Genomic DNA, 12,645 nt, shown 5'->3' on the forward strand with positions numbered 1-12,645 from the left:
CTTTGCCGTTGACAGTTCATTAGAATGTTAAGGGATCAATAATCTTACCGGCTTAAACAATTCCGGATCGCTCAATACTATTAAATTTGCTGACTAACAAAGCGATTGCAAGCAAATGAAATAATTATGAGAACCAGAACCGAAAAAAGTTGAACATAACAAAGGATTGGCATCTGTCCCGAGTTCAGCAGGTGGCCGATACTTTTAAAAAAGAGATCGTAAAAGGTGGCTTGAAAAAGATGATCAGCTTCCCTCTATAAACGATTGTAGCAGAACTTACAATGTGGCGCGTGATACAGTAGAGAAAGCCTACCAGATATTAAAAGATCAAAGGTATATCGTGTCCATTAAGGGACGGGGTTATTTTGTAAGAGGAGTTCCTTCGAAAAAGCTAAGGGTATTGCTGGTTATGAATAAGATCAGCGCCTACAAAAAAATTGTATACAACAGCTTCGTGGAAACCCTGGGTGATAAGGCTGTAGTAGATCTGCAGATTCATCATTACCGCCTCGATATCCTGAAAGATATTGTAGAAAGCAAAATGAACCAATACGATCACTTTGTGATCATGCCGCATTTTACCCACGATACCGATCAAAAGAAAGTAGTTGCATTGCTGAAAAACATTCCTTCAGGGAAGCTAACCGTTCTGGATAAAAAAATTGCAGGGCTCGATCATTCCGTTGAAGTGTACCAGGACTTTGAAAATGATATTTTTGAGGCCCTGATGTCACAACCGGAACTCATAGAGAAATATGATAACCTGGTGGTGATTTTACGAAGCGATGAGTTTCACCCGCGCGAAATCATAAAGGGCATCAGGAGATTTTGTCAAAAGCATAAAAAAGGATTTAAAGTAGCTGCGGGCGCTGAGGAACTGACGTTACAACCGGCTACGCTTTACATCGAGACTTCTGAATCTGATTTAGCGCACCTGATGAAAAAAGCGAAAGAGCTACGACTAAAGCTGGCTAAAGATATCGGTATTATTTCCTTTAACGAAACCGTTTTAAAAGACCTGCTTCATGTAACCGTTGTTACTACCGACTTTGCAAAAATGGGAGAAGCCGCGGCATCCAAACTGTTGAAGAATGATACAGAACGTTTCAAAGTTCCTTTTAGTTTTATAAAAAGAAAGACGGTATAATAGCTGCATGTTTTACGTAGTAGCTCTTGTTTTGTGTAACGGAGGCTACAGTTTGGGGAATCACAGTGGTCGTTTTTATTTTCGGGTAGATTGGTACGCAACTTGCGTTAAGCCTTGCTATAGTACATCTAAAAATAAATACGATGACACAGATGATGATACCCAATGAAATGCAGGTGCGCATAGATTATGAACGCAATGATTTACCTGGTTTAATAAAACATTTACGACCTGTTATATGGGAGGAGGGATCGGGCTATTGTTGCCTTTTAGGGCCCGATTGTAAGAGGGTGTGCTGGGTTATGGTAAGTCGGTTGATGCTGCTGTTAGTGAGTGGGAATTGCAGGTTAAGGAGCGACTCTCCTGTCGCAACCCGGGAGATGAGGTAGCTGATTTCATAGCGCAAACACTAAATTGCCCACCTCGCCCGGTAACTATGAAAAAACCAATTGCGGCCTGAATGGTAGTGTCAGATATATAATTAACCTATGTGGAAATTTACCATTTAGCCGCCATTTTACAACTAATTGCAGGTACATCAGTGCTGCTTTGGAAAACCATGTACCGGCTGTAACCCGCCATCAATAAGGGTTTCATAAACTTTTTTACCAAAATTAATCAATACTGGTTAAAACGTCTTATATTTGTCTATCATTTAAGTGGACTAATGTTGTCAACCACGGCAGCAAACCATCTAAACTAAAAAACAACATGAATAGTTTGAAAATCCCTGCAATTTACTTGCAAGAATGTGCTATTAATTATGAGGTGGACATGGTGTTAGAAATGCCGCTTTCCGGCGATTCTATTTCACATTGTTGTTGTACCTGTTCAATGTAAATAACCCTTTTTACATTCTTTCATTTTAGTTACCTATAGTTTTTAACTGCAGTAAAAGCAGTTGTCTTGCTGTGATCTGATGCCAGATGACAGGTGTATACTCCTTTTGCTGTTTACGTTAGGCAACGCGCAATGTTTATTGCTACCTGGCCCGGATCAGCCGCCTGGTCATGTAGGTGATTGCCCGTTGTAAATGGCCGATCTAAAAATTACAAATAAATGTTTTCCAAGTTTTACAAAGCCGGCAGTCTGATACTGCTCTATTTATGTCTTTCCCTTTTCCCGGGAATATTGTATATGCACAAAATCCGGCAACTGTCAATTCCGTTCTGGAAGGTACAGTGGTAGATGAAGCTACAGGCCTTCCACTCGAAGGCGCCAATATTATAATAGAAGGGGTCACCAATCAAACCACCACCGATCAAAAGGGCAGGTTTGAATTAAGAACCGGGCAAAAATTCCCCTATAACATTATTGTCACTTTTGTAGGATATGAAAAGAAACTACAGGTAGCCAATGGCTCACCGGTATCAGTAAAGTTAAAGGCAACGAATAATAACCTCGATGATGTAGTGGTGGTGGGATATGGTACACAGTCGAGAAAGAACCTGGTGGGCTCAGTAGCCAAAGTAGATCCTACCGATACCAAACTCATACCGGAGGCCAGCTTTGATGCGCAGTTGGCGGGTAAGGCTGCGGGCGTGCAAATTAATACCAATACCGGCGTACCGGGATCTGATGTTTTTATCCGGGTTCGTGGTGCAACTTCTATTAATGCCTCTAACGATCCTTTATACATTATAGATGGCGTGTTTATTAATAACTCTAGTTTGCAAAACATTGCGCAGGAGCGTGGCACTTCTCCTTTAGCTGATATCAATCCTGCTGATATTGAAAGTATAGAGATCTTAAAAGATGCCTCCGCTATAGCGATCTATGGTTCCCGTGGTGCCAATGGCGTGGTGCTGGTATCCACCAAAAGAGGCAACTATAATCAGAAAACAAGAATTCATTTTAATGGATCAGAAGGTTTTGCCTGGGCTCCCGCTGACAGGGTTTGGAAAACCACAACCGGTGCCGAACATGCTTTACTAATTAACGAGTATAATCGTAATATGGGTACTCCTGAGCCCTTCAGGGATCCGGCAGTTGTTATTAACGGTGTTGCAGGAAGAGGGCTTCCGGAAAATCAGCCAACCTACGATAGGATGAGCTACCTGAACCGTACTGCGCAATTGCGCAACTATGATATTTCCCTGCAGGGTGGTTCAGAAAGAACCAAATTCTACCTCGGCGGAGGGTATACCAAACAGGAATCGATATGGAAGCCGATGTCTTTTGAAAGAGGTGGTTTCAAAGTAAACCTCGACCATAAGATCAATAGCAAAATAACCATTGGAACCAGTAACAGTTTTAGCAAAAGCTACAGAAACCAGGCCCGGCCTGCTAACGGAGCCAATGGCACACTATTACAGGCTTCTTTAAATATTCCAACTTATCTTCCCATTTTTTCGCAGGACGGAACGCCGCTGAAATGGGTGAATTTCGACAATATATCGGTACTCACCAACACGGTTAATTTATGGTCTAATAGCTATCATTATATCGGTAATGTTTATCTTGATTATAAAATAACGCCTAAGCTTACTTTTAAATCAACATTTGGCGTTGACTATAATGACTATGAGGAGAATGAGTATTGGGACACACGTACCATCCTGGGTAATAACGGGGGCCGCGGCACGCAAAGTGTAACTAAAGCAACTACTTCTATCAATGAACAAACCTTAAGCTATAACGATAAGATCGACCGGCATAGCTTTGGGATACTGGTGGGTAACACGCTACAGAACGTAGAAGTGAAGAATGTGTCTGCTACCGGTACTAACTTTCCCAATAATTCTTATACACAAATATCTGCTGCAGCCACGCAAACAGCATCTCAATTCAGAAATAACAGCAACCTGGCTTCTTTCTTCTCCAGGGTAGATTATAACTACGCGAATAAGTACTACACTGAGCTGACTATAAGGGCCGACGGATCGTCTAAGTTTGGGGTCAACAATCGCTGGGGTTATTTTCCCGCAGTTGGCTTTGCGTGGCGCGCCAACGAAGAGAACTTTTTAAGGATAATGTATCTGCCATTTCGAACCTGAAGTTCAGGATCAGTTATGGAACCACGGGTAACCAGAGTGGCATCAATGACTTTGCTTCTCAGGGCTTATGGACCGGCGGGTTTGGTTATGCAGATGTTGCCGGTGGTACAGAGTTACCGGGTACCGGTCCCTTGCAAATAGCTAATCCCGATTTAAAATGGGAAAGCACAGAACAGTTCAGTAGCGGGGTAGATATTGGTTTACTAAAAGACCGGTTAACGATAGAGTTTAATTATTACAATAAATATACAAGGGATGCTTTATTATTAGTAGCAACGCCGGGCATTTCGGGTTTCTCCTCTTATCTTACTAATTATGGAGAGATCAGCAATAAGGGTTTTGAATTGGCGATTAATTCCGTAAATATTAAAACCACTAAGTTTACCTGGAATACCAACCTGAATGTAGCCCGTAACAAAAATACCATTGAGAGAATACCTGCTGATATTCCCTTTGCCGGTCGTGACCTGATCCGGTTGCAGCAAGGCAGTTCGCTTTATTCTTACTGGCTCTATAAACAACTAGGGGTAGATCCGCAAACGGGTGATGCCATTTTTGATGATTATAACGGCGATGGTAAGATCACCGCTGAAGACCGGCAGATTGTGGGCAGTACCTGGCCCAAACTTTTGGCGGGTTAACGAATAGTTTCAGTTATAAAGGCATCGACCTTAATATATTCTTTACTTTCTCTTACGGCAATTTCATATGGAATCATAACCGGATGCTCGGCGAGACGGGAGGCACCCTCGATGCGGGAAGAGTATTACTTGCCAGCCAGCTGGATCGCTGGACCACACCGGGCCAGGTTACTGAAACTCCCAGGCTCACGGCCGCTAATTATTCAAGACAGGAGAACAGCCGTTTCTTCGAAGATGCATCCTATTTAAGATTACGTTCATTAACACTAGGATATACTTTACCCAGGACATTAACAGACCGCATTAATATCAGTAAGGTTCGGTTTTATTTAACGGGTAGTAACCTTCTGCTATTCACTAAATACACCGGTGCTGATCCGGAATCCAATCTGGGAACACAGAATATCCAGGGATATGATTACGGTACTCCTCCTCAGCCACGTACCGTGCAGTTTGGATTAAATGTTTCCCTGTAACCCTTATAATTATTCAAATACGAAGACGATGAAATTGATTATTCCAATCCTTGTTGCTATATCAATAGTGCTGGGTTCCTGCAAAAATACCTGACCGTGGAGCCGGTTAACGCGGTATCCGATGAAACAACCATATTTGACAAAACATCCAGCGAAACCGCGCTGAGGGCCGTGTACAGGCAAATGGGAAATATCGGGTACTATGGCGAGAACTACGTGACTTTCGGCTATTTCCCCAGCGGAGATATTAAGAATCTTACAACTGGCGGCTCTGCCAACTTTGTAAATGTAAACTTCAGGTCAGATGATGTATTATTTAATACTACCTGGGTAGCTATTTATAGTGCGATCAACCGGGCGAATCATGTGATCACCAAAGTGCCTTCGGTTAACGATCCGGCGCTTACAACGGCCTTAAAAAATCAATATATAGGTGAAGCGAAATTCCTCAGAGCGTTGGCTTATTTCGACCTGGCAAGAGCCTGGGGAGGTGTTCAGATAGTACTGGAACCAACTACTTCCCTGCAAAACCGGCCTGCTATAAAAAGAAGCTCACTGGCAGATACTTATGCGCAGGTATTGAAAGACCTGGAAGAAGCGGAGACAGTATTGCCTGATGCCGTAAACCGCATCCGGGCTACACGCCGAACCGTATGGGCTTTGAGAGCCAGGCTGCATTTATATAAAAAGAATGGGCGCAAGCTCAAGAATATGCTACAAAGCTGATCGATAAAACAGCTGACTATAAATTACTGAAGCCTTACAGCACCTGGTTTGCCAATAACGTGATCGCAACTCAGGAATCTATTTTCGAACTGCAATTCAGCTTGCAAAATCCTAATTCTACCCGCCTGCAAATGGCGCATTCCTCTAACGGAGGTCAGTACCGCTATGCGCCCAATGACCGGTTTGTACAATTGCTGAACAATCCCGCAATCGGTGGAGGCCGTTCTGCATTAATAGGTAGCATTACACAAAGTGGTATTACTAACTGGTATGGCAATCTGTATTACCGGAAAGATGCTTCTGATCCGGCCTATATTTTAAGAATCGCAGAGATGTACCTTATAAGGGCTGAAGCAAAGGCCCAGCTCAATAATTTATCAGCCACTGACGGCGCCTTGTTTGATTTGAACCAGGTGCGCGACCGGGCCGGTCTTGCGGCGGCTGCTGCAACTACACAAACTGAAGTTTTAAGGGCGATAGAAGAAGAGCGCAGGTACGAATTTGCTTTTGAAGCCCATCGCTGGTATGATCTGGCAAGAACTGGCCGTGCAAAAGTTGTATTGGAAGCGCTGGATGCCAATGTAAAAGTCGACGATCACGAGTACCTGTTCCCGATACCGGTAACTCAAATTCAATTAGATCCTAACCTGGAACAAAACCCGGGCTACTAACTTTTAAACGAGCAAACATGAGCTTTCTGAATCTCTCGTCGCCATTGCAATGGAGCAATATAAACAAGTGGGTATTGCGCTTTTTGTTCCTGTTCTTTTTGATACAGGTTGTTCCTCTCGATTATAAATTTTACCAGGATATATTACAGACTCCTGCCGGTGATAAAGGCTTTTACATTCTTTTTAAATTAGCCAATTACACGCCGGTTTTTGGTACAGCAAATAGTTATTGGAGCTGGTTGATCATTGCAGGTATTGCTTTAGCGGGCGCTTTTCTTTTTGAGAAGATAAGCAGGTTTAAAGGCCTCGACTACGATAAGCTGTATTATTGGCTTCGTATACTGCTTCGCTACCGGCTTGCACTGGCGGCGATATCGTATGGTTTTATCAAACTCTTTCCGCTACAAATGCCTTACCCCAGTCTGGGTAATCTTCATACAGCATATGGCGATTTTCTGCCCTGGAAAATATACTTCCATACTACTGCAATAGCGCCTCCATTTGAAGTTTTCCTGGGAGGAGTGGAATTGCTTTCAGGGTTTTTATTGCTGTTTAGAAAAACGACCACATTCGGCGCGGGCGTGCTGGCAGGATACTATGGAAATGTATTCGCTTCCAATATCGCCTATAGCATGGGTCATGAAGCCTACAGTTTACAGTTGACCATTTTCGCCATTGTATTATTTATGTATGATGCACCGCGGCTATACAATTTATTGGTTGCTGGTAAGTATACCATTGCCAATACCTATCGTCCGGTATTTACCTCAAAGGAGAAATGGGTTAAAAAGATCGGCCGGCCATTAATTGCCATTTTTATTGTATGGCTGGGTGTAGCAGCCTATCATAATTATACAACAGCTCCTTATAAATATCCTGCTGCTAAAGGATTGGCGGGGGCTTATGGATTTTATAATGTGAGGGTATTTAAATGGAATAACCAGGAAATACCCTATTCTTCAACCGATCTGAACCGCTGGCAGAACGTCGTTTTTGAAAAATGGGCGACGCTAAGTATTAAAACGGCAAAGCCGATTATAATAGACGATGGATTAGGCGACCAATTTACCAACAATGATCATGAAAGAAACTTTGAATCGGCCGGCGTAGGGGAAGGCGATATTTTTCTTACGCCTCGGATACCGTGAATCAGAGACTTTCTCTTGCCAATAAAAATAAGAATCATAAAGAAGAACGGTTTCAACTGAGTTATGAGTTAGTGGGTAAGGATACCATCATTATAAGAGGAATTAATGAAGAGAAAGATTCTGTTTATGCTGAACTAAACAGGATCAATAAAAAATACCTGTTGTTTGAAGGAAGGCGTAAACCTGTTAAATTATAATGCCATGACTACAGACAATCAAATCAATAATCGGGTATCTGCAGTATGGAGCCCGTCGCAGAAATTTATATTCCGGGTATGCTTTGTGTTTTTTTAATAATGATCATTCCCACGGATGCAAAGTATTATCAGAAATGGGTTACAACCGACTGGAAACATCTGCATATAAGAGATATGGGCTCTTTAAGCGGATCAAGTTTTAAGATCATAGAAGTAGCCACAAAAAGACCGGGCGGCAATGATACAGGAGGTGCGCCTGAGAAGAAACAGTATGATTATGTGATCTACCCTGAAACCGGAGAGTACGGCGCCTGGAGCTATATCAACTGGTTTATAGCATGGGTACTGGGAGTAGCAGGCGCTTTAATATGGACCTTGCTGGATCGTAAATCAAAAAATTATAACCTGCTCTACTATTTCCTGGAAGTATTGGTAAGCTACGCTATGATCGTAAGATTACAGGGCCTTACTTTTTCCAAAATATTTCCCTCGCAAATGCCCGACCTGGCATTGACCCAGCTAAACACTCCTTTTGGCGACTTTGTAGCGCAGAAGTTGTATTGGATACAGTTTAGCTTTGTTCATAATTTTGAACGTTATGCCGGTTATGCGGAGCTCGTGATCATGTTCGCGCTTTTGTTCAGACCAACGAGAGCAATAGGAGCTGCTTTAAGTATTGCGATGATCGGGGTAATAGCCCTGGCCAATCATACTTATGACGGAGGGATTCACTTATTAGCATCTTTTTACATAATAGGCGGAGCTTTCGTGCTATGGAGGTATTTACCACCTATCTGGAACCTCATTGTTCATGAAAAAAGCACTACGCTCAAAATAGTTTATTATCCATTCAGCAGGCCATGGGAAAAATGGTTCAGGGTAGCTTTCAAAAGCTTTATTTTTCTATTCTTCTTCGTAATTAGCGCTTACCTGCATTGGGATAATTATCACAACGATTCTTATAAAGTTCCTCAGAACCCCGGGTTGGCCAATGCCAGGGGACTTTATACGGTTACAGACTTTAAAGTGAATGATACCGTAGTTCCTTATTCTCCTGTAGATTCTTTACGATGGCAGGATGTAACACTGGAGAAATGGTCTACACTATCGTTTACCGTATTCAACACTTTTGATATACATGGCGAGGCGGGCAGAGGTAAGCAATATAAAGATATTGACAGAACCTATGAGTCGGCAGGCACCGGAGGCGGACGAAGACATTTTTATTATGAAATAGACAGTGTCAATAAAATAATAATGCTGAAGAATAAAAACAAAGTGTACGAAAGCCAGGTACTTCAGCTGCACTATCAACGTCTGGACGCAAACGAAATATTGTTGAAAGGTAATAATGAATATGGACAGCCGATCTCTATGCTTTTAACCAGGAGACCCAAACAATATCTTGTATACCAGGGACGTAACCAGCAAAATATCTGGACACCCTAAAACATGACTTATGAAAGATGGTGTATTCACTTTGCCACAGCCCATAGCCGAGATCCAACAAGCTGGTAAGCAACCCTGGACGGCGAGGCAGCGATCAGTTTTTCGCTTTGCATTTATTTTTTTACCATCATGAGTGTACCTACTGATTATGGGTACTATGTGATGTTGCTGCATTTTGATTGGCTTAATTTAAATTACCGCCATCTTACAGAGTTAGCAGCTTTTTTAATCCGCAGTTTTTAAATATATACTCAGAAAGCGGGTTTTTCGGTGCCGCCAGCTATATCAATTGGGTGCTGGTAGCAGGTGTGGCTTTATTAGGTGCTGTAATTTGGAGCAGGTTTGACAGAAAGAGACTTTCCTATAATGATTTGTATTACCTGGTAAGGGTTTTTGCCCGCTATCGTGTTGCTTATGCCGGCATTAGCTGGGGATATAAGAAATTGTTTATAATGCAGATGCCCGAACAGTTTGAAGCCATCTGGAACACCAATCTTATAGATTTTTTGGTAAAAAGATTGTACTGGGAGGTATTGAGTGTAGCGCCTGTTTATGAAGTGTGGCTGGGCTTTGCAGAGTTTATCGCTGGTTTTTTATTGTTATTCAGACGTACCACTGCCATAGGTGCGGCATTAGCTTTTGTAGTATTTGGAAACATTGCTATATCCAATCATGCATACGATATCGGGGAGCACGTGCCCAGCGCATTAATGGCATTATTGGCATTATTCGTTTTATGGCAATATCTTCCCTATATTTATCGCGTATTGATCAGAGAGGAGCATGCTATGGTGCCACTGTATTACCCTGTATTGAGTAAATGGCAGCGCCGGACTCGTACAGGACTTAAGGTTGTCTTCAACTTTGTTTTGATAGTTCTGTTCGCCTGGTATGAAGTGAAAGCTGTAAGAACGAATGATTTTTATAAGCTTCCGAATACGCCCGGACTAGCCAACAGCAGCGGTATTTACCAGGTAAAAGTATTTAGGCGAAATGGCGTCGAGCATCCTTACAATCCTTTGGATACAGCTCGGTGGCAGGATGTTGTATTTGAGAACTGGTCTTCCATGGGTGTGAGATATGTGCATAAGCCTCAGCAAATGGCTATGTTTTCGGCCGGTAGCTATCCGAGGGTGGGAGAGCCTTATGATGGAATACTACATTTCGATTGGCGGGGGATCTGAGAAGATATCACCTCGAGGCCAACGGCGAATTTTCAAAAGAACCGAAATGGCCGCGGGATGTAAAAATAGATTGGGAGTTTTCGGGCATGCAGGGCAGGGTATTTTATTATTATGATGCAGATACTGCCAATAACAGGCTGGAACTCATCAATAAAAACAGGTATCATAGAGATGAGAAAATGACATTTGATTTTATACGCCCCGACCCGCAAACCATCATACTATGGGGCGTAGACGATCGAAAGGATTCTATTTATGCGGAATTATATAGGAGCAATCAAACACATCCGTTATTAAATAAAAAATAATATTGCCGGAGCTTTTAAACAGGTTCTGCGAAACGATAAATATGAAAAAAACAAGCGTACTTACCGAAGATTGGGCTGCCGTTGTGATCGGCTTTTTTATTATCATTGTCACTGTTTGGGGACTTAAACTAGCAGCGCCTGCGTTTAAATGGGCCGATGCACAAAGCCTGGTGTCGGGCGTGTTAACAAGCGATAATTTCCTGAAATTACTGATCCAGTTTGTATTCGTTTACCTGATCGCAATAGCTGGTGCCGTTTTGATGGGTAAACCTGTTGGCGGCATTGCAAAGTCGCTGCCTGTTGTTTATATTTTAACTATTATAGCATCGATAGCGGGTGGATACGAAGGCATTAAAACACTGAACCTGGAAACGGTGATCTTCTGCCTGTTTTTGGGCTTATTGATCCGTAACCTGGTAAAACTACCCGATTGGTTCTACCAGTCACTATCCTCGGAGTTTTTGTAAAGATTGGGTTGGTGTTACTGGGTATCAGTGTGATCTTCTCTGACATCCTGAAAGCAGGATCCCTGGGTTTGATCCAATCCTTACTGGTGGTGCTTTCCGTATGGTATTTCTCCTTCTGGCTTTGTAAGCGGATGAAGGTTGATAAAGAACTGACTATGATGTTGTCCAGCGCCGTATCCATCTGTGGGGTATCTGCAGCCATAGCCACATCCGGTGCTATTAAAGGCGATTCTAAAAAATTGTCGCTGGTGGTTTCGTTGGTATTGATCACCGCCGTGCCGCCGATGATGATCTTTATGCCATGGATCGCACATAAACTGGGCCTGAGTGAAGAAGTGACCGGTGCCTGGCTGGGTGGTACTATCGATACTACCGGCGCTGTGGTAGCCTCCGGAACATTAGTAGGAGAGACTGCTTTAAAAATAAGTACCATTGTAAAATTCTCGCAGAATGTGTTATTAGGTATCGCAGCATTCGCTATTTCTATTTACTGGTCTTATACCAAAAAAGATGTGAGCGAGCAGGAGAAACCCACCCTTAAAATTATATGGGAGCGTTTCCCTAAGTTCGTATTAGGCTTTATATTAGTATCTGTTATCTTTTCTTTTTTGTGAGCGCTGATGTGACAGAAGCGGTTAAACCCCAGCTGAAAAGCATACAGGGTTTTTGGTTTGCTTTGGCATTTACCTGCATCGGCCTGGAAACTAATTTCAGGGATTTATTTGGTACGCATAACCGCAAGCCCTTGCTGGCATTTTTAGGCGCCCAGACTTTTAATATCTTTATTACCCTGGTCATAGCCTACCTGCTTTTCAGAAATGCATAAGCTGCCCTTGGTTAGTCTGCCAGGTACTAATCAATACGAATGGCTTCAAAGTTCTTTCCACCCTGGCGGAAGGTGATTTTAGATGCCTTCTTACCTGGTTCAGTTACAAAGGCGAATCTTGCCTCGGGTATCTCAACAAACTCAAAATCCTTGTTGGTTACAAAGATTGCTTTGTAGTTGACAGCAGGAAACCTGCTTTGGCGCATGTATAGGCTATTGTTCTTTAAACTCACAGTAATGGTGTCATCATCCAGCTTGTAATTTCCTGTGTATGATGCCAGTTCATCGGCTGGTAGTGTTACGGTTTTCCTGATGGATGGCGTATAGAATCCCTTCCAGTTGTATACCCTTGCCACACTATTCAATAGCTCGCTTATTACCGAAAAGTTCTCGCCATTGATCATTACTA

General features: G+C 42.6%; 15 protein-coding genes. 14 read left to right on the forward strand and 1 reads right to left on the reverse strand.

The features are described from left to right. Positions 1 to 283: 283 nt before the first annotated feature. From MKP07_RS23925 to MKP07_RS23990, 14 genes are all read left to right on the forward strand, one after another. Positions 284 to 1,147, forward strand: a complete 864-nt coding sequence (locus MKP07_RS23925; protein ID WP_240849571.1) for a type 1 periplasmic-binding domain-containing protein — start codon at positions 284 to 286, stop codon at positions 1,145 to 1,147. Between the two features lie 1,106 nt (positions 1,148 to 2,253). Beyond that, positions 2,254 to 4,143, forward strand: a complete 1,890-nt coding sequence (locus MKP07_RS23930) for a SusC/RagA family TonB-linked outer membrane protein (RefSeq protein WP_240849572.1) — start codon at positions 2,254 to 2,256, stop codon at positions 4,141 to 4,143. Continuing rightward, positions 4,086 to 4,784, forward strand: a complete 699-nt coding sequence (locus tag MKP07_RS23935) for a TonB-dependent receptor domain-containing protein (protein ID WP_240849573.1) — start codon at positions 4,086 to 4,088, stop codon at positions 4,782 to 4,784. The genes MKP07_RS23930 and MKP07_RS23935 overlap by 58 nt, the downstream gene beginning before the upstream one ends. 83 nt (positions 4,785 to 4,867) lie before the next feature. Then, positions 4,868 to 5,260, forward strand: a complete 393-nt coding sequence (locus tag MKP07_RS23940) for a hypothetical protein (protein WP_240849574.1) — start codon at positions 4,868 to 4,870, stop codon at positions 5,258 to 5,260. Positions 5,261 to 5,356: 96 nt separating this feature from the next. After that, on the forward strand, positions 5,357 to 5,986 hold the full coding sequence (locus tag MKP07_RS23945) for a RagB/SusD family nutrient uptake outer membrane protein (protein WP_240849575.1): 630 nt from the start codon (positions 5,357 to 5,359) through the stop codon (positions 5,984 to 5,986). A 26-nt stretch (positions 5,987 to 6,012) separates the two neighbouring features. Further along, positions 6,013 to 6,657 (forward strand): RagB/SusD family nutrient uptake outer membrane protein, encoded by a 645-nt coding sequence (locus tag MKP07_RS23950; protein ID WP_240851036.1) that lies wholly within the window; start codon positions 6,013 to 6,015, stop codon positions 6,655 to 6,657. Positions 6,658 to 6,674: 17 nt separating this feature from the next. Beyond that, positions 6,675 to 7,805, forward strand: a complete 1,131-nt coding sequence (locus tag MKP07_RS23955) for a DoxX family protein (RefSeq protein WP_240849576.1) — start codon at positions 6,675 to 6,677, stop codon at positions 7,803 to 7,805. Further along, complete coding sequence (locus tag MKP07_RS23960; RefSeq protein ID WP_240849577.1) at positions 7,802 to 8,002, forward strand: hypothetical protein; 201 nt, start codon at positions 7,802 to 7,804, stop codon at positions 8,000 to 8,002. The genes MKP07_RS23955 and MKP07_RS23960 overlap by 4 nt, the downstream gene beginning before the upstream one ends. 99 nt (positions 8,003 to 8,101) lie before the next feature. Next, positions 8,102 to 9,451 (forward strand): hypothetical protein, encoded by a 1,350-nt coding sequence (locus MKP07_RS23965; RefSeq protein ID WP_240849578.1) that lies wholly within the window; start codon positions 8,102 to 8,104, stop codon positions 9,449 to 9,451. A gap of 293 nt (positions 9,452 to 9,744) precedes the next feature. Next, positions 9,745 to 10,635, forward strand: coding sequence for a hypothetical protein (locus MKP07_RS23970; protein WP_240849579.1), 891 nt, complete (start codon positions 9,745 to 9,747; stop codon positions 10,633 to 10,635). Further along, entirely contained in the window at positions 10,620 to 10,943 is a 324-nt protein-coding gene (locus MKP07_RS23975; protein ID WP_240849580.1) for a hypothetical protein, read from the forward strand. The genes MKP07_RS23970 and MKP07_RS23975 overlap by 16 nt, the downstream gene beginning before the upstream one ends. A 41-nt stretch (positions 10,944 to 10,984) precedes the next feature. After that, positions 10,985 to 11,410 carry a hypothetical protein gene (locus MKP07_RS23980; RefSeq protein WP_240849581.1) on the forward strand — a complete coding sequence of 142 codons (426 nt, stop codon included), beginning with the start codon at positions 10,985 to 10,987 and terminating at the stop codon, positions 11,408 to 11,410. 11 nt (positions 11,411 to 11,421) lie between these two features. Continuing rightward, entirely contained in the window at positions 11,422 to 12,024 is a 603-nt protein-coding gene (locus tag MKP07_RS23985; protein ID WP_240849582.1) for a YeiH family protein, read from the forward strand. Then, complete coding sequence (locus MKP07_RS23990; protein ID WP_240849583.1) at positions 12,021 to 12,236, forward strand: hypothetical protein; 216 nt, start codon at positions 12,021 to 12,023, stop codon at positions 12,234 to 12,236. Before MKP07_RS23985 ends, MKP07_RS23990 begins: the two co-directional genes overlap by 4 nt. A 26-nt stretch (positions 12,237 to 12,262) precedes the next feature. Here MKP07_RS23990 and MKP07_RS23995 read toward each other — a convergent pair whose 3' ends face one another. Then, the gene (locus MKP07_RS23995) at positions 12,263 to 12,640 is read right to left on the reverse strand and encodes a DUF3471 domain-containing protein (protein WP_240849584.1); all 378 of its coding nucleotides are present in this window, start codon (positions 12,638 to 12,640) and stop codon (positions 12,263 to 12,265) included. Positions 12,641 to 12,645 lie beyond the last annotated feature (5 nt).

This window comes from Paraniabella hibiscisoli (assembly GCF_022512515.1).
In the GTDB taxonomy this organism is placed as follows: Bacteria; Bacteroidota; Bacteroidia; order Chitinophagales; family Chitinophagaceae; genus Niabella; species Niabella hibiscisoli.

Coding starts and splice junctions, on each gene's coding strand:
- MKP07_RS23930 (WP_240849572.1), top strand. CDS start 2,254: ATGTCTTTCCCTTTTCCCGGGAATATTGTATATGCACAAAATCCGGCA.
- MKP07_RS23965 (WP_240849578.1), top strand. CDS start 8,102: ATGATCATTCCCACGGATGCAAAGTATTATCAGAAATGGGTTACAACC.
- MKP07_RS23995 (WP_240849584.1), bottom strand. CDS start 12,640: ATGATCAATGGCGAGAACTTTTCGGTAATAAGCGAGCTATTGAATAGT.
- MKP07_RS23980 (WP_240849581.1), top strand. CDS start 10,985: ATGAAAAAAACAAGCGTACTTACCGAAGATTGGGCTGCCGTTGTGATC.
- MKP07_RS23955 (WP_240849576.1), top strand. CDS start 6,675: ATGAGCTTTCTGAATCTCTCGTCGCCATTGCAATGGAGCAATATAAAC.
- MKP07_RS23940 (WP_240849574.1), top strand. CDS start 4,868: ATGCTCGGCGAGACGGGAGGCACCCTCGATGCGGGAAGAGTATTACTT.